The organism is Metabacillus bambusae, from assembly GCF_017497975.1.
GTDB classification, from domain to species: domain Bacteria; phylum Bacillota; class Bacilli; order Bacillales; family Bacillaceae; genus Metabacillus; species Metabacillus bambusae.
This window is the reverse complement of the sequence record NZ_JAGDEL010000013.1, coordinates 61,503-84,653: the sequence shown is the minus strand read 5'-3', so window position 1 is coordinate 84,653 and position 23,151 is coordinate 61,503. Positions and strand designations below refer to the sequence as shown.

Annotated in this window: 19 protein-coding genes; 16 read left to right on the top strand and 3 right to left on the bottom strand. The window is 35.2% G+C overall.

The features are described from left to right. The first annotated feature begins 46 nt into the window (after positions 1 to 46). From I7822_RS16950 to I7822_RS16940, 3 genes are all read left to right on the top strand, one after another. Positions 47 to 277, top strand: a complete 231-nt coding sequence (locus I7822_RS16950) for a hypothetical protein (protein WP_207980296.1) — start codon at positions 47 to 49, stop codon at positions 275 to 277. Between the two features lie 246 nt (positions 278 to 523). After that, positions 524 to 1,483 (top strand): 2-hydroxyacid dehydrogenase, encoded by a 960-nt coding sequence (locus I7822_RS16945; RefSeq protein WP_207980295.1) that lies wholly within the window; start codon positions 524 to 526, stop codon positions 1,481 to 1,483. Positions 1,484 to 1,760: 277 nt separating this feature from the next. Beyond that, positions 1,761 to 2,411 carry a M50 family metallopeptidase gene (locus tag I7822_RS16940; protein WP_207980294.1) on the top strand — a complete coding sequence of 217 codons (651 nt, stop codon included), beginning with the start codon at positions 1,761 to 1,763 and terminating at the stop codon, positions 2,409 to 2,411. Positions 2,412 to 2,637: 226 nt separating this feature from the next. Here I7822_RS16940 and I7822_RS16935 read toward each other — a convergent pair whose 3' ends face one another. Next, positions 2,638 to 2,805, bottom strand: a complete 168-nt coding sequence (locus I7822_RS16935) for an SE1832 family protein (RefSeq protein WP_207980293.1) — start codon at positions 2,803 to 2,805, stop codon at positions 2,638 to 2,640. 250 nt (positions 2,806 to 3,055) lie between these two features. Here I7822_RS16935 and I7822_RS16930 point away from each other — a divergent pair, with 250 nt between their 5' ends. Together I7822_RS16930 and I7822_RS16925 are read left to right on the top strand one after the other, a co-directional pair. Continuing rightward, positions 3,056 to 4,006 carry a sugar kinase gene (locus I7822_RS16930; protein ID WP_207980292.1) on the top strand — a complete coding sequence of 317 codons (951 nt, stop codon included), beginning with the start codon at positions 3,056 to 3,058 and terminating at the stop codon, positions 4,004 to 4,006. Positions 4,007 to 4,019: 13 nt separating this feature from the next. Further along, positions 4,020 to 4,655, top strand: a complete 636-nt coding sequence (locus I7822_RS16925; RefSeq protein WP_207980291.1) for a bifunctional 4-hydroxy-2-oxoglutarate aldolase/2-dehydro-3-deoxy-phosphogluconate aldolase — start codon at positions 4,020 to 4,022, stop codon at positions 4,653 to 4,655. A gap of 64 nt (positions 4,656 to 4,719) precedes the next feature. Here the strand turns inward: I7822_RS16925 and I7822_RS30475 are convergent, their stop codons facing one another. Next, complete coding sequence (locus I7822_RS30475; RefSeq protein ID WP_307847789.1) at positions 4,720 to 5,214, bottom strand: CBO0543 family protein; 495 nt, start codon at positions 5,212 to 5,214, stop codon at positions 4,720 to 4,722. A 163-nt stretch (positions 5,215 to 5,377) separates the two neighbouring features. Here I7822_RS30475 and I7822_RS16920 point away from each other — a divergent pair, with 163 nt between their 5' ends. The 10 genes from I7822_RS16920 (at position 5,378) to corA (ending at position 16,040) form a co-directional block, all read left to right on the top strand. Next, positions 5,378 to 6,145 (top strand): DeoR/GlpR family DNA-binding transcription regulator, encoded by a 768-nt coding sequence (locus I7822_RS16920; RefSeq protein WP_207980290.1) that lies wholly within the window; start codon positions 5,378 to 5,380, stop codon positions 6,143 to 6,145. Positions 6,146 to 6,427: 282 nt separating this feature from the next. Beyond that, positions 6,428 to 7,183 carry a 2-dehydro-3-deoxy-D-gluconate 5-dehydrogenase KduD gene (kduD, locus tag I7822_RS16915; RefSeq protein WP_207980289.1) on the top strand — a complete coding sequence of 252 codons (756 nt, stop codon included), beginning with the start codon at positions 6,428 to 6,430 and terminating at the stop codon, positions 7,181 to 7,183. Positions 7,184 to 7,265: 82 nt separating this feature from the next. Beyond that, entirely contained in the window at positions 7,266 to 8,096 is an 831-nt protein-coding gene (gene kduI / locus I7822_RS16910) for a 5-dehydro-4-deoxy-D-glucuronate isomerase (protein WP_185653038.1), read from the top strand. Positions 8,097 to 8,626: 530 nt separating this feature from the next. Then, positions 8,627 to 9,319 carry a YesL family protein gene (locus I7822_RS16905; protein ID WP_207980288.1) on the top strand — a complete coding sequence of 231 codons (693 nt, stop codon included), beginning with the start codon at positions 8,627 to 8,629 and terminating at the stop codon, positions 9,317 to 9,319. Between the two features lie 507 nt (positions 9,320 to 9,826). After that, positions 9,827 to 10,675, top strand: coding sequence for an AraC family transcriptional regulator (locus I7822_RS16900; protein WP_207980287.1), 849 nt, complete (start codon positions 9,827 to 9,829; stop codon positions 10,673 to 10,675). A 15-nt stretch (positions 10,676 to 10,690) separates the two neighbouring features. Continuing rightward, on the top strand, positions 10,691 to 11,449 hold the full coding sequence (locus I7822_RS16895) for a sugar phosphate isomerase/epimerase family protein (protein ID WP_207980286.1): 759 nt from the start codon (positions 10,691 to 10,693) through the stop codon (positions 11,447 to 11,449). A gap of 20 nt (positions 11,450 to 11,469) precedes the next feature. Then, the gene (locus I7822_RS16890; RefSeq protein ID WP_207980285.1) at positions 11,470 to 12,633 is read left to right on the top strand and encodes a Gfo/Idh/MocA family protein; all 1,164 of its coding nucleotides are present in this window, start codon (positions 11,470 to 11,472) and stop codon (positions 12,631 to 12,633) included. 16 nt (positions 12,634 to 12,649) lie between these two features. After that, positions 12,650 to 13,747: a Gfo/Idh/MocA family protein gene (locus I7822_RS16885; RefSeq protein ID WP_207980284.1), complete on the top strand. Its 1,098-nt coding sequence runs from the start codon at positions 12,650 to 12,652 to the stop codon at positions 13,745 to 13,747. Positions 13,748 to 14,070: 323 nt separating this feature from the next. Then, positions 14,071 to 14,553 carry a DUF456 domain-containing protein gene (locus I7822_RS16880; protein WP_207980283.1) on the top strand — a complete coding sequence of 161 codons (483 nt, stop codon included), beginning with the start codon at positions 14,071 to 14,073 and terminating at the stop codon, positions 14,551 to 14,553. 533 nt (positions 14,554 to 15,086) lie between these two features. Next, positions 15,087 to 16,040 carry a magnesium/cobalt transporter CorA gene (corA, locus tag I7822_RS16875; RefSeq protein ID WP_207980282.1) on the top strand — a complete coding sequence of 318 codons (954 nt, stop codon included), beginning with the start codon at positions 15,087 to 15,089 and terminating at the stop codon, positions 16,038 to 16,040. 288 nt (positions 16,041 to 16,328) lie between these two features. Here the strand turns inward: corA and I7822_RS16870 are convergent, their stop codons facing one another. Next, positions 16,329 to 19,760: a glycoside hydrolase family 2 TIM barrel-domain containing protein gene (locus tag I7822_RS16870; protein WP_207980281.1), complete on the bottom strand. Its 3,432-nt coding sequence runs from the start codon at positions 19,758 to 19,760 to the stop codon at positions 16,329 to 16,331. 833 nt (positions 19,761 to 20,593) lie between these two features. On the opposite strand from I7822_RS16870, the gene I7822_RS16865 reads away from it, so the two are divergent. Further along, on the top strand, positions 20,594 to 22,921 hold the full coding sequence (locus I7822_RS16865) for a helix-turn-helix domain-containing protein (protein ID WP_207980280.1): 2,328 nt from the start codon (positions 20,594 to 20,596) through the stop codon (positions 22,919 to 22,921). Positions 22,922 to 23,151 lie beyond the last annotated feature (230 nt).

The window sequence follows — 23,151 nt, the reverse complement described above, 5'->3', positions numbered from 1 at the left end:
TAACCCCAAAGGTTAAAAGGGTTAAAGGGAAGAGAGGGGGGATAATATGAGTCATTCACATTCTGGAAACAATAATACGAATAGTATTTGTGAACTATTAGCTACACTTCCGCCTGGATATGCGGTGAGTGAAATCGTAGTAGATGGTTTCAGTGAAAGTGTTAACGCCTTTGTTACGTTAGATCAAAATACGAATCTTGCATACTTCACAGAAACGGGCGGTGGTTTAGTAGTAGCGGATTGCAGAAGAATTTCGCTTATTGATTTTGCTGACTAGAGGATCCAATTAAAAGGGTTTGAAAATAACAGAAGCGATAGGTACCCATAATAATGTAAATAGCTACAAGAGCCCTTGTGTGGTACATTGCCATGCAAGGGTATTTGTATTTTTATGGGGATTTTTTTCGGATATTAATTTAAATTCTTATCGAAAGAAGCAGGACTTTATGTTTTTAACTTGAAGTAGTCTTAACGACCTCAACTGAAGAGGATTACTTAAAAGTTAAACATAGGAGTGAAGCATTTGAAGCAAAAGGTCATTGTTTACAGAAAAGTACCTAAGGATGTACTAACATTATTAAATGAAAAATTTGAAGTTAAGTATTACAAGAATTTAGAAACGGAAAGCTATTCTGATTTTCTTCAAGAATTACATACTGCTCATGGGTTACTTGGATCGAGCTTAAAAATAAGTAAAGAACTTTTAGACCATGCACCAAACTTAAAAATTGTGTCAAATATTTCAGTTGGATACGATAATTTTGACCTCGAGCAGTTGAACTCAAGAGGCATATTAGCAACGAATACTCCAGGGGTATTAGTTGATACAACAGCTGATACTATTTTTGGTTTACTTCTTGCGACAGCAAGAAGGATGCCTGAACTCGATTTATACGTGAAATCTGGTAAGTGGAATGGTACAAAAGATGAGGACTTGTTTGGCGTTGATGTACACCATAAAGTACTTGGAATTATCGGTATGGGTAGCATTGGAAAAGCAATTGCGAAACGAGCACACTTTGGATTTGATATGCAGATTTTATATCATAATCGATCACAAAATAATCAAGTAGAAAATGAGTATAATGCCGAGTACTGTGAACTAGACGAGCTGCTTAAAAGGTCTGATTACGTATGTTTAATGACACCTCATACTCCAGAGACAGACAAGTTGATTGGAGAAAGGGAATTTCGTTTAATGAAAGACTCAAGTATTTTTATTAATGGTTCAAGGGGTAAAAATGTCGATGAGGAAGCATTAATTAAAGCGCTGCAAAATCAGAGGATATTAGCTGCTGGTCTAGATGTATATGAAACTGAACCAATAAACAAAGACAATCCATTATTAAAGCTTCCAAATGTGGTTACCTTGCCACATATTGGGTCTGCAACAAAGGAAACAAGAGATAAGATGGCTAGGTTGGCAGCAGAAAATTTAGCGGCAGGGTTGGAGGGCAAGGTTCCGCTGAACTTGATTAAATAACGAAAAGGGACAGATAGGATCTGTCTTTTTTTTTCGTCTAGGAAATTATAAAATTCTTGTACTGTGGATAAGCGCTTGGCATCCAGCTCCAGCGACTAGCCCCTCTTGGGTCTACAGCCACTTAAGAATTGAAGGTAAAGAACACCTTCTATTCTTAAGCGTCTTATTTTCCCGAGGCTGTTCAAGGCGCTTGCGCTTTTGTTCTTCGGTATGTTTATGTTTACTGATTTTTTCCTAAACTAGTTATATGTTTAACTAGAAAGAGGTAAAGCCAGGGGTGGAAAATCATATATTTGTTTATTTAATCATCGCTTATGTTATTTCACATGTTCCCTTTCTTGGTCGCTATTTAGCAATATTTAATACATTAATCCATGAAAGTGGTCATGCAATTGCAGCTTTACTTCTAAATGGAAAGGTTTATTCGATTAAATTATTTAGGAATACAGCTGGTGAAGCATTAACAGGCCAAAGAGGATGGATTTCTAGTGTCATTATTTCCTATTCAGGGTATACATTTTCTTCAATCACAGCATATGCATGTTTTATGTTGCTTCATAAAGGTTATATGAGGTTTATTTTATATGCATTACTTTTAATTGCTCTGTTGAATTTAGTTCTGTGGATTAGAAATATTTATGGAGCAATTTGGCTTGTTTCTTTTATTGCTTTATGCGGATGGACTTTACATAGTGGAAGTAGCAGCTTGCAAACGAACCTTGCCTATTTTTTATCATCTGTTCTTTTAACACAGTCTGTTTCATCTGCTCTACAGATTTTTATGTTAAGCATAGTTAGGAGAAGGTCAGCAGGTGATGCAACAAGCTTGGCCGATTATACAAAGATCCCAGCAATCATTTGGGGATTTCTCTTTTTTGCTCAGGCTGTGTATATAGCATATTTAGCTATATCTCAACACCTAACTTAAGTTTGATTACGATTTTTAAAGAAAGCGGCTAACTCACTTCTAGTAAGACATGAGTTAGCTTTAAAATTATAAAATTCTTGTACTGTGGATAAGCGCACGACATCCAGCTCCAGCGCCTAGCCCCTCTAGGGTCTAGATAATTTAGAATTGAAGGCAAAGAACGCCTTCTATTCTAAATCATCTTATTTGCCTGAGGCTGATCAAGGCGCTTGCGCTTTTGTTCTAATTAGAGCTTAGAACGATATTCTCTTATCTTGTTTTCAAGCTCACTTAACTTAGCTTCTAGTATTTCTGTTGAATGTCCGGTGGCTTCAAGCTTTTCGATATCCCCTTGTACCTTTACATACTCCATTTTTAGTTCGTCAATTTTTTGATATATCTCTTGCGTGTCCAATGTAATCCCCCTTCAAATAGCTTCTATTCTTAGTTTATCGAAAAGTGAAATCTTTTACAAAGATCAAAATCTCCTATTTTCCTCCATTTTAATATCAACAAAACAAACGAAAAGGGAAATAAGTGAACAAATTTTTCCGGTTATTTTTAAAAAATGGTAGAGAAAATGCTCGTACATATATATACTAATCGTTATAGAAGGGTTTCTAAGAAGTTGGACATAAGGTTCATAAAGATAGGGGGAACTTAATATGGATGTTGTAACAATAGGAGAATCCATGGTTGTATTTACACCGACAAGTGACGGTTTCATGCGAAATGCAACTCAATTCACGAAAAAGATTGGTGGAGCAGAATCAAATGTTGCGATTGGTCTTGCAAGATTAGGTCATCAAGCTGGTTGGATTAGTAAACTTGGAGATGACGAGTTTGGAAAGGCAATTCTAGCATTTTTAAAAGGCGAGAATGTTGATGTGAGTAATGTGATATTTGATGAGGAAGCACCTACTGGTATTTATTTCAAAGAACCAAGAAGACAAAATAATATGAGGGTATATTATTATCGTAAGGGTTCTGCTGCTAGTAAGCTATCACCTATTGATCTTGACAACGACTACTTGTCAAAAGCAAAATACCTCCATATTACAGGAATCACGCCAGCGTTAAGTGAAAGTTGTAAGGAAACAATCTTTGAGGCTATTAAACTTGCAAAAGGCAATGGAAGTACAATTGTGTTTGATCCAAACCTTCGTACAAAGCTTTGGGACGAGGAAACAGCCAGAGCTACCTTACTTGAAATTGCTGCTGAAGCTGATATCATTTTACCTGGAGTTTCTGAGGGTGAATTTTTATTCGGGGAAAGTGATCCTCTCAAACTAGGACAATTATTTTTAAATCATGGTGCTTCAGTTGTGGTGATGAAAATGGGGGCAGAGGGGGCTTATTATTTCACTAAAAAAGAGAGCGCTTTAATCCTTGGATTCCCTGTAAAACAGGTAGTCGACCCAGTTGGTGCAGGCGATGGATTTGCTGCAGGCTTTCTATCAGGAATCATTGATGGGCTGGAACTTAGCAAGGCAGTTGAACGTGCGAATGCAGTTGGTGCACTTGTTACAATGGTAAATGGAGATGTTGATGGATTACCTGAACGAGATGAAATAGCGCAAGTAATTTTAAAAAATGGAGAAGATGTAGTTCGATAAGGAGGATAATGAAATGAGTCATATTGACATTATAAAAGAAACCGGTGTTGCTGCAGTAATTCGTGGGGCAACAAAAGACAATATTATGGCGATTGCAGGGGCGCTAAAAGAGGGTGGGGTAAAGGTATTAGAAATTACAGTTGAAACGCCTGGTGCATGTGCGGCAATTGAAAAAGCTTCACTTGAATTTGACGATGTGTTAGTTGGTGCAGGTACAGTACTAGATCCGGAAACTGCAAGAACGGCGATTATGTCTGGGGCAAAATTTGTATTTTCACCAACGACAAATATCAAAACAATTGAAATGGCTAAGCGATATGGTGTTGTTAGTATCCCTGGTGCATTAACACCAACTGAAATTTTAACCGCCTTTGAAAGCGGTGCAGATTTAATCAAAGTATTCCCTGCAAATGTATTTGGACCAAGCTATATAAAGGATATACACGGACCAATTCCGCAAATACCTCTCATTACAACTGGCGGAATCTCAGTTGATAATGTTGGAGATTATATTAAAGCAGGAGCAGTTGGAGTTGGTGTTGGTAGTTCATTAGTCAATACTAAAAAGGAATTAACAGATGCGTATTTGAGTGAAATCACAGCTACAGCATCAAGATTTATCCAGGCTGTTAAAGAGGCACGTGGGTGAGTTTACTGAAGGATAGACCAAAGCAGATCACGCTTTGGTCTATCCTTTTTTCTTTATCAATATTTTATATGTATTTAAATATGGTCAAATAAAATACTGCAAAAAATACGGAAAGGATTAGTGCCAACAATTTTTTAACATGATGGAGTCTAACCATTGGAAACATGATGATGACAAATAAAGATGACCATCCAAAATGCCATCCATTATGATAAGTTAGAATCCTAAAACGTTCGCCTACCCACTCGGCTATTAAAAAAGGAATAATCCATTTTAACATGTAAATCAATTGTTTCTTATGTCTGCTGGGGTAATTAGACAAAAAAACAAAGGCTAATAAAGGGTTTATAATAAGATTGTGTGCAAAATGAACATTCATAAGGGAAAGGATAGAGGTTTCTTGAAGTTCCCACAAATGGAAATGACTATGTGATATAAACTCATAAAGGAAAGTTGATAAAGAAATATAAAGCATTGTAGGGTAGTAATCTTCCCAGTTTTTCCAATTCCCCTTAAGTAACGCAAAAAATATCACCAATATAATAATGATTATGTGCATCTACAATTCTCCTGTTTACATTCTGTTATATAGTATCAACAAGCTCCTTACAAATAATACCATTTTATTCCACTAGATTAATTTTTTGCAAAAATTCTTGTTTGTTTTTGTTCGAAATTGTTCTATAATAAAAACTAAATCGATTTTAACGGGGGAACAATTAATGCTTTCAGTTGAAAGGCATGAACGAATATTAGATCAATTAGATAAAAGTAAAATTGTTAAAGTATCGGAACTTAGTAAGTTGCTAGCGGTTACCGAAAAAACGATTAGAGGTGACCTCGAGTTGTTGGAGCAAAGAGGTCTTCTTAAAAGAATTCACGGTGGTGCAGTCATAGTAGAAGAAGAAGGAAGAATGCTACCGATCGCTGAGCGACAATCTAGGCATAGTGAAGTTAAGCTTGCGATTGCGAAAGAGGCTGTTAAGCTAATCAAACCCAATGAAACAATTCTTATGGATGGTGGCAGTACGACGATTGCAATTGCCGAATTACTTGGGGAATTCCCAATAACGGTTATCACGAATGATTTAAAAATAGCCAATATCTTATTAGGAAAAAATAATGTCCAATTGATGGTCTTAGGTGGGACAAGGATTGATAATTCATCCTCTTTAATGGGAGCCCAAGCAACGGAAATGCTCCAAAGAATTAGGGTAAATAGGTTGTTTTTTGGGACAACTGGTGTTTCAATCGAACATGGTTTAACTGTCATTAATAGTATTCATGCTGATTGGAAAAAACAAATTATTAATTGTGCGGATCATGTAACATTATTAGCAGATTCAACGAAATTTGATAAAGTTGCTCTCATTCGATTTGCCTCACTTGAAGAAGTGAATGAGATTATTACTGACTCAAGGTTGGACGAAAACATAAAGGTGAATTTAGAAAATAAAGAAATAGCTTTACATCTTGCGGAAATTTCATAAAAAGCTTTGGATGACAACAGAAATATAAGAATGAGGGAAAGTCAAATAGGTAGTGTGGACTGAACTAGAAGAATGTTTCTATTTAATCAAAATTCGCCTCTTTTGGATCTAGGATTTTGTTGTATAGTGCATGTTGCATTGTGCTATCCCTTTTTCCTTTATTTAAACAAATTTAGATGACAAACGAACATTTAACCGTTGTCATCTTTTTTATTTGTGTTATAATCAAACCATAACGAACACAAATAAACATTTACATACAGGTGTAGAGGAGGCTAGGAAATGGAATCTCTTTTTTCATTAAAAGGTAAAGTAGCATTAATAACTGGTGCTAGTCGAGGTTTAGGACAAGGGATGGCAGTTGGTCTTGCTGAAGCAGGGGCAACAGTTGTTGGTGCTGGAATGAGTGACATGACAGCAACGCGAAATAAAATTGAAACAATTGGTGGAACGTTCCATGAGGTGAAAATTGATCTATCACAAGATCAGGCCCCTCAGAAACTAGTTTCTGAGGCTTTATCATTGACGAACAAGATTGATATTTTAGTAAACAATGCGGGAATTATTCGTCGAGAAAATGCAGAGAACTTTTCAGACGATGATTGGTATGAAGTAATCAAAGTGAACCAGCATGCGGTGTTCCAATTATGTAGAGAAGCTGGAAGACATATGCTTGAAAATGGGTCAGGAAAGATCATCAATGTGGCTTCAATGTTATCATTCCAAGGTGGCTTAAGAGTCCCTGCCTACACAGCAAGTAAGCATGCTGTTGCAGGATTAACAAAATCACTAGCGAATGAATGGTCAAGTAGAGGTGTCAATGTAAATGCTATTGCACCAGGATATATGGAAACTGATAACACAGCACAGCTTCGCGCTAATTCTGAGCGAAATGAATACATTACATCAAGAATCCCACAAGGGCGTTGGGGTACACCAGAAGACTTAAAAGGAGCTGTCGTATTCTTAGCATCAGATGCTTCAAATTATGTGAATGGTCATATCTTATGTGTCGATGGTGGATGGATGAGCTCTTAACAAATACGAAAGGGCCTTAACCAGCTCCGACTGTGCTAAACATTGAATTTTGAATACTCTCAAATTTGAAAGGGGAATAATAATGGAAATCAGACATGCGACAAATCCAGCAGATTTTAAATCATATACGACTGAAAGATTAAGAAGCGACTTTTTAATGGATTCTTTATTTGTACAAGGACAAATTAATATGACTTACTCTCACTATGATCGTGTTGTAACAGGTGGGGCAATTCCGACAGCACAGGCGCTTAAGCTTGAAGATCAAGAAACATTAAAAACAGAATATTTCTTAGAAAGACGTGAAGTCGGCATCATTAATATCGGTGCTGAAGGAACGGTTTTAGTTGATGGTCAAGCTTATACACTAAATAAAAGAGATTGTTTGTATGTAGGATTAGGAAATAAAGAAGTTTTATTTGAAAGCAGCAATGCTTCAGATCCAGCTAAATTTTATATTGTTTCAACACCTGCACATAAGCAATACCCAACGAAAAAAGCTCCAATCGAAGATGCTGAACCAAATCACTTAGGTTCTGATAGTGAATCAAATAAACGTACGATCTATAAATACATCCATGCTGATGGAATTCAAAGCTGTCAATTAATGATGGGTATGACATTATTAGAACCAAACAATATGTGGAATACAATGCCTGCACATCTTCATGATCGCCGTATGGAAGTTTACCTCTATTTCGATATGGACCAGAATTCTAGAGTATTCCATTTCATGGGTGAACCAAAAGAAACTCGCCACCTTGTTGTCCAAAACGAACAAGCTGTTCTTTCACCACCATGGTCAATCCATTCTGGAGTAGGAACTAGCAACTATACATTTATCTGGGCAATGGCAGGAGAGAACTATACGTTTACTGATATGGATGCAGTTAAAATGGAAGAATTAAAATAATAAATGTAATAATCATTTTTATAAATAGTGCCCGTTATCTCTTAACTATGGAAACAAAAGTTAAGGATTAGGGCACTATTTTTCATTGTCTATGAATTATAAAATTCTCGTACTGAGGCTAGGCGCTAGGCATCCAGCTCCAGCTCCTAGCCCCTCTTGGTTCTACAGCCACTCATGAATTGAAGGTAAAAAACACCTTCTATTTATGAGCGTCTTATTTGCCCGAGGCTGTTCAAGGCGCTTGCGCTTTTGTTCTCGTTTAGAAAATTATAAAATTCATGAACTGTGGATAAGCGCACGACATCCAGCTCCAGCGCCCAGCGACTAGTGGACTTCCCTCACCTCTGTACGATAAGTCAACATCGACGCTTGCGCTCTTCGTGTTTCCTTTATCTCCTACGGCTCAGTCCAGTCCATTCTTCGCTAAACGAGCGCCTTGCGCTTTTGTTCTTTGGTAGAAACATATAATAGGATGAAAATAAATGATATAATAAACGTAACAGAATACAAAGATAGAAAGCGGGATGTAAATGACAGATTTAATGAGTGGACTAAATCGAATATTAGAATGGGTCATGCGGTTGTCCGTGATAAATTTACTTTGGATTGGATTTAATCTACCAATCTGTTATTTGGTTCTTTCCTTATTATATGCAAATGACCCATCTGCATTATTTATGTTATTAGCAACCATCATTATTCTAGCACCGTTTTTCTTTTTCCCTGCAACAACTGCCATGTTCGGGGTTGCTAGAAAGTGGGTAATGGGTGAGCATGATGTTCCTTTAGTAAAGTCCTATTGGAAATATTACAGGGAAAACTATGTTCGTAGTTTATGTGGAGGAATCATCTTTACGCTTATTTGGATCATCTGGGGAGTGGATTTCTACTTTTTTTCAAAAGTAAACATCATCATTAGTTCTCTCTTTTTAGTAGGGTTTTTCTTTCTTTTTTTAATTACACTATTCTTTTTTGCAAATACAGTTCATGCTGACTTAAAGTTATTCACAAGCATTAAAAATTCATTTTTCCTATCATTAGTATATCCATTAACGAATCTTATGATTATCGTCATTACTGGAATCATCATGTATGTCAGCCTAGCAATGTTTACATTTCTTATCCCGTTTTTCATGGGCACGTTAATTGCTTTTGTAGCTTTTGCGGGATATTACCAAAAGGTAGTGAAGATTCACGGTGACAATAAGGAAGTAACGGAATAAAAATAAAATCGAAAAAACTTGGTTTGTCTATGAGGCAGCCAAGTTTTTTATAATATAAAGAAACAAAGAATAGTTTTGATAGTCCATCCTGTGTTAATAGTCACGAAAAGGTAGCATATCCTTATAAAGGAAATAAAGTTTTTTGTGAAGGCTATTTTCTAAGAGATTGTTGCTTTTAAAACAAAAACTTTTTAAGGTTGATTGGAGCGGATATCAACCACACCGCACTACTGGGTAAATAGCAACAAAGTGTACGTAAACAGCCTATGTAAATAACATCTTTTCATACAATCTATAGAACTTAGAATTATCACAAATTATCTACCATACAGAAAAGGCTCAGTATTTCGTTTTGCTAAGTTTTTTTCTTTTAAGTACTTCGTATTTTAGAGACAAACTAAAAAAGACGCTCAGATAATATTAGAAGAAAACTAGATAATTTGAGACCATGAAGATACCGATTATTTACACTATAATGATAATAGTTTCATTGGAGGTTTGAGTGATTTGAATGAAACCTTGACAGCAAGTTATCGAAATAAGTGGAAAGGGGAGCATCCCTTTCACTATCATTCTCATCAAGATTATGAAATTTATTTTTTCCATGCAGGAGAATGTAGATATCTGATTCATAATCAAATTTATGACCTTGAGCCTGGGGATATTTTAGTTATGGATGGTCTGACTTTGCATAAGCCAAATGTTAAACCAACGAGCGATTATGTTCGTAGTGTGATTCAATTCTCACCTCTTTGGATTAAGAATCTTCTAATGGAAATGGGAAGTATGTATTTGCTTGAAACCTTCCAAACGTTACACAATTGCTTGATACGAACAAATGAAAATGAGCAATCAAAGGAATTGGAAGACGTTTTTTGTCGTCTTGCTAAGTTAAAAAGAACGGCTAAATTACCTGACATTCAAGCTGAGACAGAAATGAAGGTTTTGTTGCTACAAGCATTAATTATCATACATAGGCTTGGACAAATGAATTCGATTGAAATTCCAAATCAAAAAGAGGATAAAGCGGTACATGCTGAAAATATTGCAGATTATATTCAGCAGCATTATATGAACAAATTAACACTGCAGAGGATATCAGATAAACTGAATTTGAGCAGATCTTATGTTGCACAAGTGTTTAAAACAATGACTGGCTATACTGTCATGGAGTATGTCATGGAATGCAGGTTAACACAGGCAAAGTATTTAATTGAAATGGAGCCACTAAAACCATTAAAAGATGTTGCTTTTGAATCTGGATTTGAAAGCGCTACACATTTTAGCCGTTATTTCCGAGAAAAGGTAGGTGTGTCGGCAAAAGAATATCGCCATATCCGCCTTAATAATAGATAAAGGGAGTGTTTTGTAGTGGAACATAAATTTGTAGCACAATTATATACATTACGAGAAGAGTTAAGAGAAGGGATCCGTCCGTTATTCAATACGCTCAAAAAGATGGGCTGGGCAGGGGTACAAATATCCGCATTGCCAAAAGACTATGATCAAAACGAAGTTGCTATAGCACTGAAGGAAAATAACTTACAAGCAGCAGGAATGCATATTTCGTTAAATCGTTTGAAAGACGACTTGAATGGTGTATTGAAGGAAGCAGATTTATATGGAACAAAAGACATTATACTTCCATCAGTAGCTCCGGAATTACAAAACCAAGCTGGTTTTATAGAAATAAAACAAACGTTAAATCGCATTGCAAAAGAAGCCCCAGAGTATCGAATTTCCTATCATAATCATGCATTCGAATTTGATATTCAAATAGATGGGCAAGATGCACTTCGTTATCTACTTGATCCTGAAAATGGAAATCAAATATTAGCTGAAATTGATGTGTATTGGCTTAAAAAGGCTGGCATAAATCCACTTGACTATATAACTCCTTATACGAATCGGATGCCGATCATTCACTTAAAGGATATGACGAATGATCAACGCCAAACCTTTGCTGAAGTGGGAACAGGTGTCATTGATTTCATTCCGATTTTACAATGGGGTGAAAAGAATGGAATTGAATGGTATGCCGTTGAGCAGGACATATGCGAACGTCCTCCTTTGGATTGCTTAGAAACTAGTTTACTAAACTTAAAAAATTTCGCAAAAAAAGTGAAATAAATATAAATGAGGTGAGGTAGATGAGTTTGATTAAAGTAGGTGTAATAGGTATTGGGAATATGGGAAGCTCTCATGCAAAGCTTTTGGGTAAAGGTGAAATTAGCGGAGCAATTCTTACAGCAATATGTGATCCAAATTCTGATCAACTCGATTCGATAAAAAATAGTGCAATAGGTAACGTGCAGGTCTATCAAGATGAAGATGCATTTTTGAATGACTCTGGTATTGATGCTGTCCTTATTTCGACACCACATTATGACCATCCAAAGCTTGCAATGAAAGCATTCGCGAAAGGAATGCATGTTCTTATTGAAAAGCCAGCAGGAGTCTATACAAAAAATGTGGCCGAGATGAATAAAGCAGCAAAAGAAAGTGGAAAAGTCTTTAGCATTATGTATAACCAACGGTCTAACCCAATTTATCAAAAATTGCGCGAGCTTATTCAATCTGGTGAATTAGGTGAGATTAAACGTACAAATTGGATCATTACGGATTGGTATCGCTCACAAAGCTATTATGACTCAAGCGAATGGCGGGCAACTTGGCAGGGAGAAGGTGGCGGTGTTTTATTAAACCAGGCGCCACACCAACTAGATTTATGGCAGTGGACCACAGGACTTATGCCGAAGAGAGTTCAAGCCTTCTGCAGCTATGGAAAATATCATGATATTGAAGTAGAGGATGATTTAACAGCATTCGTAGAATATGAAAATGGAGCAACTGGTGTATTTATAACGTCTACGGGGGAAACACCTGGAACAAACCGCTTTGAGATCGCTGGTGATCGCGGGAAAATGGTTGTTGAAAATAATAAACTTACTTTTTACCGTTTAACCCAATCAGAACGTGAATTCAATGCAACCTATACAGGTGGTTTTGGAAATCCTGAATGCTGGACAATCGACATCCCCATTCAAGGTATAAGCGCTGAACACCAGGGTATTATTCAAAATTGGATCGATTCCATCACAAAGGGTACACCATTGTTGGCACCAGGTGAAGAAGGAATAAAAGGCTTGGAAATCTCAAATGCAATCTATTTATCCTCCTGGTTAAACCAGCCTGTTGAATTTCCAATTGATGCAGACCTTTATTATGAAAAATTACAAGAAAAAATAAACCATTCAACTTTTCAAAAAAAGAACGTAAAGAAAGTAAATTTAGACGTTGCAGGTACTCATTAAGAGAGGGGAATCATTGATGACGAAAGATGGAATGACCTATGCTCCAAAAGGGAAACCAAATCCTGTGGTGGAAAAGGGGGGTTTTCAATTCGCTGCAGCTGCCCTTGACCATGGTCATATTTATGGGATGTGCAATGGGTTAGTTGAAGCGGGCGCAACTTTGAAATGGGTATATGACCCTGATCCCAAAAAAGTAGCTCAATTTGTCAAGGCTTTTCCTAATGTGATGCCAGCAAAATCCTTAGAGCAAATTTTATCAGATCAATCGATCATGCTTATAGCCGGCGCTGCAATCCCTTCAAAACGGAGTGAACTCGGGATTAGAGTGATGAAAGCGGGTAAAGATTATTTTACCGATAAAACTCCCTTTACCACGATTGAACAGTTAGCAGAAACAAAACAAGTGGTGGAGCAAACGGGACAAAAGTATATGGTTTATTATAGTGAGCGCCTCCATGTAGAGGGAGCTGTTTTTGCTGGTGAATTAATTGAGAACGGGGCAATCGGACGTGTTATTCAAGTTACTGGTTTTGGCCCACATCGGCTTAATGCTCCTAGCCGTCCTGAGTGGTTTTTTAAGAAAGAACAATACGGTGGTATTTTATGTGATATAGGCAGTCATCAAATTGAACAATTTTTGTATTATGCTAGCTGTAATGATGCGAAAGTGTTGCATAGTAAAATAGGAAACTATCATCACAAAGAATACCCTGAATTAGACGATTATGGGGATGCAACACTGCTAGGAGATAATGGTGCAACTCATTATTTTCGTGTCGATTGGTTTACACCTGATGGGTTAAGTACGTGGGGAGACGGAAGAACCTTTATTATTGGGACAGAAGGTACAATTGAAATCCGCAAATACGTTGATATTGCAAGAGACAAAAACGGAGATCATGTCTATTTAGTAAATCAAGACGGAGAACAACATTTCAACGTTTCTGGAAAGGTTGGCTTCCCGTTCTTCGGGAATTTAATACTAGATTGTATGAACCGTACAGAAACAGCTATGTCTCAAGCCCATGCCTTTAAAGCGGCTGAATTATGCTTGCAGGCTCAAGAACAGGCAGTTGTCATCTCAGAACAAAGAAGTGCAAGTGAAGTTAAATAAAAACAGCCCCAGCTCCTCGTACACAGGTGTTGGGGCTGTTTTTTCTATTATAGAGAAACTCCCTAAAACTTTATAAAAAGTTTGATATTCTAAGTTCAATCAATATTTCATAAGATTTGCTATAACATTCGTTGAAAAGTAAGATTGATTGGACAGAAGTAGTTAAAAAAACAAAATGAAACCTTTGTTCATGTAAATACGTATAAGATACAAAATGAAGAAAAGAGGGACTATGTAAATCTGACATAATGAGATCTTTCTAGTATTTATTAATTCATCAATTTTTTCACACAAAAATCATTTAAAGATAGAGGGTATTAAAAATGGAATTTTTATGGTGGGGATTAACGATCCTCTTATTTGTATTAAGCTTTGTAGGGATAGTCTATCCTATTATTCCTTCGGTTGTGGCCATTTGGGGAGGATGTGTTGTTTATCAATTTCTGATTAATCCGAATGAGTTATCTATATGGTTCTGGATTAGTATGACAGTATTAAGTGCAGTTTTAATCGCGGCAGACCTTATTGCCAACAGTTATTTTGTTAAAAAATACGGTGGTTCAAAAACGTCTGAGAAAATAGCTGCTATAGCTACTATTGTTGGTTCATTTATTTTCCCACCTTTCGGGATTATTCTCGTACCTTTTTTAGCGGTTCTTGTTACAGAGTATATCCTTCATAAAGATACAACTAAGGCCATGAAAATTGGGTTTGCTACCATCGTTGGTTTTTTAGGCGGAAGCTTAGCGAAAATATTAATTCAATTGTTAATGATCGTTTGGTTCATTTTGGCTGTTGTTTTTTAACTAATTAGTGGGAAATGAACGGTTTTGTATTCAATTTAATTGATTGGTGCATTAATAATACACATGAATAAAGGGATCTTCTAATCGAAGAAGATTCCTTTTTAATGCCAAAAATGATAACTAGTTTTGTATGTAGTAGCATTAAAAAGCTTTTTTTACTTATTTTTTTTGGTTGCTTGGCAACGCTTCGAATTAAATAGTAAGTCCATTTATTGTTGAAATAGTTTATCAAATATTAGAAGCAACTATTATTAATGCAAGATATAAAATGTTCAAAAGCAAATCAATGAAAGACAAATAACATCACCAATTACAATTAATAATATAAAGAGAGAAAATAAGGATTGAAATTCTTTCATCTGATAAGGATATTATGTAGTTACATTTCTTTACATTATGTCTCAAGCACCTATTTCTTTTATTAGTGACTAATATGGGACTAGTTTGCTTCATATTTAAATAAGAGGGCGCAGTTATAAAAGACAAGGTATAATAGTTTTATTGAAGCAAACAGTTAAGAGGGTGTTAATACAATGATAAAAGTTATCGGAATCACTAATGAGTTTCATTTAATAACAGATATTTCTATAAACAATATTAATTTCTCTGAATATAAATGGTGTTGGGTTGATTTTAACGAACCTACTGATGAAGAGATAAATCATTTAGCTAATACCTTTCAATTTCATCCGCTCGCTATTGAAGACTGTGTATTGAGACTTCAGCGTCCAAAATTGGACTATTATGATGACCATACTTTTTATGTTACACATATTGTTCGGGAAGAAGAAAAAGAAATTTTAAAAGAAGAGTTAGATTTTTTTGTCGGAGAAAATTTTATTGTTACTTTCCATCGTATGCCATCAAAGGAAGTCAATCAAGTTTGGGATAGGTTATTGTCTCAAAAAAGTATTGAGATATGGGATACCTTTTATGTGTTTTATCAAATTTTGGACAAGATTGTAGATAATTACTTCCCACTAATTTATAAAATTGAAGATGAGTTGGACAAAATTGAAGATAACACACAGAATAAATCAATGAGCCATTTAATGAATGAATTATTTGACACAAGGTATATGTTATTAAATCTAAGGCATACAGTTAATCCAATGCGTGATTTGCTTTATCGGATGTTAAATTCTCATCATTTGAGTGGGATAAGGGAAAGAAGAGAGTATTTTTCTGATATTTATGACCATCTATTAAAGCTCTCTGAGATGGTGATGTCAAATAGAGAAGTTACTGCTGACATACGAGATAGCTATCTCTCGCTGAATTCACATCAAACAAATAATGTAATGAAGGTTCTTACAATTATTACTTCTATTTTTGCTCCTTTAACGTTTATTGCAGGGATATACGGAATGAACTTTGAAAACATGCCTGAATTAACGTGGAAATACGGTTATTTTCTTTCTCTTGGAATAATGGGGATTATTGCTGTATTTATGTACCTCTGGTTTAAAAGAAAGGGATGGTTTTAATTTCTTGCTTACTAAATTAAGCAAAGTCACTTGAAATTATTTCTTCTTTTAACAAACGTACAATTACTTCGTGCTGCGCATATCGAATGTTTTGTGTATTATAAAGATAGAAACCAGCATAGTAAGTAGCCGAAAGAGTACTTGCGAATAACAGTCTATAGAAGAAAAACATTAGGAACGAATCACTGTCATTACATCCGTATGCAATCAAACCATTGAACAAAAAGTCGATTTCGTATTAATATATGAAAATCGACTTTTTGTTCATTTGTTAGGTTTATTTAAACTTTACCTCTCAAAACAGAACCAGCCAAAGTCAAAATTACTTCCTGGCAGGAAGATGAAGGTGACTTTTTGTTTATTGGTGACTTTTTTTAATTCAAATCGTTGTTCTTCATATTCATCAGACTGTGTAAATTCGATGAGTTGATTACTTTCTTCTTCATTATTCGCAAAACGGATCTGAATGGTATTTTTATCATTATGTGACTTACCATAAATGATAAGTGTCGTTGCACCCTTATTTGTAAAATCCATATGTTCAAACTCTAGTGAAACATTATTTCCAATTCCTTCAATACTATTTTCTGTTAAGGTAAATGTATCCCCATAGATGTGGTCACATTCTGTCGTGATATTTTTTTCAAAGGCTCTATTCTTTTTCTCAAATGAAAATCCTTTAATATGCACCTTCTGTTGGAGAACAAAGCAAATGGATGTAATACCTTTAAGTCTTTTTGACAAATGATAGGTTTCTTCTTGATACACATTCCACTTGGATTCCTTTTGATAGGTCACATCTGCTAGTAATTCACTTCCGTCTTCGTTAGGCATTCCTTCCCAAATTTGTAGAGAATACTCTTCACTTGTTAAAGCGAAAATTGGAAGAGTTATTTTATCAGAGCCGTAAGGACCAAAGTCAATTTCACGATAACCTACTTGTGTCTCACCATCTCTACTTGTCGCTACTCCTCGTTCGTTCCCGTTTCCAACTTCCCCTTTACTATAATCATATAGTCCAGCGGATATAAATCCATAAGGATCTTTGTAGGCTGTACCAAGACCAACTGCCTGAAATTCTAGCTGGGAGATGATTTTTGTCTTGTTACTTCCATTCTTACTCGTACAGCGAAGATGAAATTCTCCATCACCTAATGCAGTTACTTTGGCCTTATCACCAAATGCTTCTACTTTTGCAATATTTGACACAATCCCTGTAGCATTCACTACACTCCATTCAACTTCTTGATAAGAAGTATCTTCTGGGTGTAATTTTGCACTGACAAGAATCTCTTTTCTTAATTCATCAAATACTTGTCCAGAATCACTGATTATTTCAATCTTACGAACAGGGGTTTCTTCACTGCCACCCATTACAATAGGTAACTCTTGATTTTTCATACTAGCAGAAATCCCATGTAAAGCTAGGTTATTCATTGGTTGAGACTCAAATTCAAGGATTTGAGTTTCTAAACCCTTAGAGGAAACTTCCATTTGGATTTTCCCAGGTTCTAATGTTGCCCCAATGATCGCCATTAATTTTCCACTGAATAATCTTCTGCTTATGCCTTTATATTGATCATAATCTGTGCTATCGCCATTATCCAGACCAACCAGACGTCCAGCTCCTGAGACATGTACATTTACTCTATTCGTTGCATTCTCTACTGGATTCCCATCTTCATCTTTCATTGTTATCTCTACAAAAAGTAGATCCGTACCATTAGCAAGAAGTTTTTCTTTATCCGCATTCAAGCAGATTTTTTTCGCATCTCCGAAGGATCTTTTACGATCTGTCGCAATGATGTTACCTGTTTCATCATAAGCAATTGCCGTTAACTCACCATCTTCGTAAGGAATCTTCCACCACCCAACAAGCTGTGTTCCATGTTCATGGTCAATATCATAGGTTCCGATGGTATTGCCATTGAATTGAAGCTCAATTTTTGGCGCATTCGAGCATACTCTAACATCAATCATTTGTCCTTTGTTAAAATTCCAAAAGGGGAGGATATGAACCATTGGTTTTGTTTTATAATCTGTCCATGCTGCTTGATAGATGTAATACGAATCTTTCTTAAATGTAGCAGTATCAATCTGTCCAAAATAAGAGTTTTTTGTGTGATAAGGTGTAGGTTCGCCAATATAGTCAAATCCAGTCCAAATAAACTGACCAAGTGAGAAAGGAGTATCTCTTTCTGCTAGAATACAAGCTTCTGCTGATTTTGCTCCCCAGCTTGTAGTACTATTTCCAAGTGCAGAGCATTGTTCGTCATCATCTGCAAGAATAGATTTCTCAAATGGGAAATGATAAATGCCTCTACTTTGCACAACAGATGCTGTTTCACTGCCATAAATAATCCACTCTGGATGTTCTTCATGATGCTTTTGATAGTATTTTTCTGCATAGTTATAACCTGCAACCTTAACAAGATCAGCGCATTTTTGTGCATTCTCCCACGGCATATAATTCGATCCAATGGTAACGCTTGCATTTTCTTTTGGATCATATTTTCGTACATATTCGATTAGCATGTTTGTTATTTCTTGTCCTCTATCATCTGCATGGGTATCATAAATTTCATTACCAATACTCCACATTAGCAAACTCGGATGATTCCGATCCCGCTTTACCCAGCTTTTTACATCGATATGAGCCCAATCCTTAAAGAATCTAGCGTAATCATAACGAGTTTTTGCTCTTTCCCACATATCAAAAGCTTCAGTGACTACAAGCAAGCCCATTTCATCTGCTAATTCCATAAGTTCTTTTGCTGGCATGTTGTGAGCAGTTCGAATAGCGTTAACACCCATTTCTTTTAATATCACAAATCTTCTTTTTAGTGCAGCTTTATTAAAGGCAGCTCCTAGGGCTCCTAAATCATGGTGTTCACAAACCCCATTTAATTTCATCTTTCTCCCATTTAGTTGAAATCCATTATGAGAGTCAAGTTCTATTACTCGAAATCCGATATTCTGTGAGATTGTTTCGACTTCTTCTAATCTCTGATTTTTATCGTTATCTATTACATACAGATGGGTTATAAGCTGATAAAGGTTAGGGTCATCTGTGCTCCATAGCAATGGGTTTTCTAGAAATAACACTTGTGAACTAGAATCACTTCCTGCAATAATTCTCTCTGATGAAGATGTAATGATTTCATCTTTATACACGAGACTATGCGAAACTTGTACTTCATCATAGATGTTTATTTCTGTGTCGACTTCTAATTGCCATCCATTCTCTTTTTGTATTGTTGTGCTGTATATTCCATCTGTAACTATATGATTCTTATCTCTTGTTTTTAGCCAGACATTACGATAGATGCCAGCACCAGAGTACCATCTACTATTTGGGCTTTGATGCACGACTTTTACAACAATTTCATTTTCCCCTTCGACCAATGCATCTGTCATATCGTGTTCAAACGAGGAATACCCGTATTTCCATTCTCCGATAAATTGTTGATTCACAAATAGGGAAGAATTCATGTAAACCCCATCAAAACATAAGAGAATCTGTTTTTGTTTTTCATCTTTCTTATATGTAAATTTCTTACGATACCACCCTATACTGTTTTCATATAAGTCTAAGGTATTGTATATTAGCCAATCATGAGGTATATCAACCGGTTCAAATGTCAAAGTAGCACTTTCGCAAACTTCTAAACTACTTTTGGCAAACTCCCATCCATCATTAAAAAGTACTTTTTTATTCATGTTTGTTATACTCACTTTCTTCAATTATTTTTGGAATGTCGAAAAAGATTGAATATACAGATAAATTAGCATGAACTTAGTTTATTGACTATACTTACTATATATCAATCAAAGTAGATTTGCAATTTTAGATGGCTTAATGAATGGTAGAAATAAAAAAAGGAATTTCTAATTAGAAAGAGAGTGCATAAAAAACAGTATGATCTAACGAGAAAAAAATAAAGAAGATTCGCCCATATACAGTAAAGAGGCTGCCTATTAAAAGTCCATTTGAATTCAAAAGGAAACACACATCCTAAGCTCATTGGAAGCTGAAGGAGCATATATTCTTATACTAAGGTTAATAACATAAAAAGGTATAAAAACATCATAATTAGTCATTTTTTTATCTTGATACACTTGATAAAATTTTGTTGATGCTGTCAAAGGCGGGGAATCATGATGAAATATAGAAAACTAGAAAAATGAATCTAGAAGTATCTACTCTCAGTTATGGTAGTGCCTCATCAGTAGGGACAGTATTCCGAAATATAGATGAAACCGAAGGAATGATAAAAGTTCATACAGCGGTGGAGATGGGATAAATTTATTCGATGTTTCAATTTATTATGGTTAAAGAAAGCTGAAAGTATTTTGAGTCATCATAGAAGCCTTGCAATAAGGTTGTCTCGTTTATTTATAAAGGAAATTTTACATTTTTGTTGAAAATACTACTATTAATGAACTTACTCAGAAAGTAAAAGCTTATTGGATGATAATTTTTTTTATTAAAAGTAATGAAAGCGCCATCTAAGTTGGTGCTATCTTTAATGATTGGAGGGGAAATTACTTAAATGCTAAAAAATAAGCTAACAAAAACATTCAGGAAATTTTTGCTTTCTTATATTATTATTCTATTATTTCCAATAATAACTGGGATTGTATCTTACCAAGTTTCAATTGATGTCGCGAAATCAAGCTCAATTGAATCAAGTATGTTGATCTTGAATAAGAGTAAAGATATTTTGGAAAGCCGGATGATGGAAGTTGAAAGATTTACTAGACAACTTACATTAGTTGACGATTTTAATAATCATTTAAATGCACCAATGGCAAATAGCTCCATTAACTTGTATAGCCTGAGAGAAACTTCACGTTTTATTTCAACTTATGCTCACACGAACGATTTTTTAGAGGACTTTTATATTTATTTGAAAAATTATAATGTCATTTTATCAGATGGTTCGGTTTATTTCAGAGTAGACCATTTTTACGACCTTTATCATTATAATGATCTTTCCTTCGAGCAATGGAAAAAGACAATTTTAGAAGAAAATCACCAAGGTGAGATCATACCAGTTCGTTCTTATACGAGTAATAAAAAAGAGCTTTCCGTAATCAGTTATGTACAATCGTTACCTTTAAATAGTTTTAATAAACAGCTAGGTACATCAGTCGTTACCATTGATCAGCGTAAAATAGGGGATCTTTTAGAAAGTTTATCAAATCAGTATGGTGGTTGGGGCTTTATTACAGACAATGAAGGAAATCCTCTTACAATGGTCGGAATCGATAAGTCTAAAATTAAAGAAATATTTCTAAAACTAGAAACGGACGGTTCTTCTACAAATCGTCTTCTAGAAAATGATACGCTGTTATTATCAACACAGTCAGATTTTAATGGATGGCATTATGTTGCTGGAATACCTAAACAGGGGTTAATGGAAAAGGCTGAAATCATCAAAAACATGACCTGGATTGTGACAGCTAGTACATTGCTGATAGGAATGATCCTTTGTTTGTTTCTTGCATACCGAGACAGTACTCCAATCCATAATTTGCTGGAATTTGTGACGGATCAAATTGGTTCTGATACTTCGAAGCATAAAAATGAATATGATTTTTTACATGGTAATATAGCTAATCTGATATCTAATAATAAATCGTTAGAAATTGAATTAAATAGTCAGAAGCATATTTTAAAGGATTCCTTTATAAAGAGTTTATTGAATGGAGAATTTCATACACAAAAAGGAATAGTAGATAACGCTGAACAAACAGATGTATTATTTCAAGGTGATCATGGTTATGTTGGGATTTTGAAGATAAACGGTTATGGTGATATGGAAAATAAGGAGATTACTAATGAACTAAGTGCAGCCCGTATCATTATAAAACGTACTCTTATAGAACAAGTACCTACTATCATCATGACCGATTTAAATTCGGATAAAATCGTGGTTATTTTTACTTTCATAAGAGAACAAGAATCAGAAGCGATCAAAGAAATAAAACATATCATCCAAAATCTTACTACATCAATATCGAACTCGTATCGTATTTCAATATCGTCATTTATGGGAAGACTCTTTAGAAATTATCAAGAAATAAGCCGTTCATATAACGAAGCAAAGCAGACATTGGGGTATACTTTCACCTTAATGAACGAAAGTAAGATGTTGTGGTATCAAGATATTGTGAAAGAAACATCAGTTTTTTACTATCCGATTGATATGGAACTTCGACTAGTTAATGCAATAAGAATGGGAGAATCTTTTGATGTAAAACAAATATTGGATCAAATTTTTCAAGAGAATTTTTGCGAAAAGGATCTATCGCCTAAGATTGCTGAACAGTTAATCGAAGAGGTAAAGTCCACATTAATAAAAACATTTGATTCAAATGTGTTCCAGAGTTCAGACGAATCCGGAACATTGATAAATAAAGTTTTACAAGTTCAATTGCAGCATGGCCTTGGACAAGTATGGGAAGAAATCGTAAATACGGCCGAAGAATATTGTACATTAATTAAAAAGAGCAAAAGAAAAACGAATGATCAAGCAGTAAAATTAATTATAGAGTTCCTGGAAGAGAATTTTAGTGATCCGGATTTATCATTGTATCGGATTTCTGAAAAAGTAGGTCTACCTGAAAAGTTTGTTTCACAGCTTTTTAAAGAACAAATAGGTGAATACGTTTCAGATTATATTGAGAAAATCCGCATTCATAAAGCTTCAGATCTATTGGTAACTACTAACCAAACAATTGAAGAAATTTCTATTTATGTTGGTTACAATTCTGCTCACTCATTTCGCAGGGCTTTTAAGAGAGTTTTCAATGTAACTCCCAAAACATATAGGCAAACGATAAATAATAACGGTGGACAAAATAAAGTTTTATAAGGAAGAACAATCTAAGGCAACCATAATGAACAAATAGAGGTAAAGGATACCTTACTATTTGTTTTTTTATGTCTTTTTTAGGGGGAAATCTTCTGAATCCGCCTATTGTACTTAAAAATTCAAGTGTACCTTTTAAATTATTTGCATTGAATTGGTATTTACCTAAAGTATACGATAGACGTTGTCTTCTCAGTGATCATAAAGAATTGGGTATTCATTTTAGTATTAAT

Excerpts from the sequence above, each read along its gene's own strand:
- I7822_RS16950 (WP_207980296.1), top strand. The coding sequence starts at position 47 with ATGAGTCATTCACATTCTGGAAACAATAATACGAATAGTATTTGTGAA.
- I7822_RS16930 (WP_207980292.1), top strand. The coding sequence starts at position 3,056 with ATGGATGTTGTAACAATAGGAGAATCCATGGTTGTATTTACACCGACA.
- I7822_RS16925 (WP_207980291.1), top strand. The coding sequence starts at position 4,020 with ATGAGTCATATTGACATTATAAAAGAAACCGGTGTTGCTGCAGTAATT.
- I7822_RS30475 (WP_307847789.1), bottom strand. The coding sequence starts at position 5,214 with ATGCACATAATCATTATTATATTGGTGATATTTTTTGCGTTACTTAAG.
- I7822_RS16920 (WP_207980290.1), top strand. The coding sequence starts at position 5,378 with ATGCTTTCAGTTGAAAGGCATGAACGAATATTAGATCAATTAGATAAA.
- kduD (WP_207980289.1), top strand. The coding sequence starts at position 6,428 with ATGGAATCTCTTTTTTCATTAAAAGGTAAAGTAGCATTAATAACTGGT.
- kduI (WP_185653038.1), top strand. The coding sequence starts at position 7,266 with ATGGAAATCAGACATGCGACAAATCCAGCAGATTTTAAATCATATACG.
- I7822_RS16905 (WP_207980288.1), top strand. The coding sequence starts at position 8,627 with ATGACAGATTTAATGAGTGGACTAAATCGAATATTAGAATGGGTCATG.
- I7822_RS16890 (WP_207980285.1), top strand. The coding sequence starts at position 11,470 with ATGAGTTTGATTAAAGTAGGTGTAATAGGTATTGGGAATATGGGAAGC.
- I7822_RS16885 (WP_207980284.1), top strand. The coding sequence starts at position 12,650 with ATGACGAAAGATGGAATGACCTATGCTCCAAAAGGGAAACCAAATCCT.
- I7822_RS16880 (WP_207980283.1), top strand. The coding sequence starts at position 14,071 with ATGGAATTTTTATGGTGGGGATTAACGATCCTCTTATTTGTATTAAGC.
- corA (WP_207980282.1), top strand. The coding sequence starts at position 15,087 with ATGATAAAAGTTATCGGAATCACTAATGAGTTTCATTTAATAACAGAT.
- I7822_RS16870 (WP_207980281.1), bottom strand. The coding sequence starts at position 19,760 with ATGAATAAAAAAGTACTTTTTAATGATGGATGGGAGTTTGCCAAAAGT.
- I7822_RS16865 (WP_207980280.1), top strand. The coding sequence starts at position 20,594 with ATGCTAAAAAATAAGCTAACAAAAACATTCAGGAAATTTTTGCTTTCT.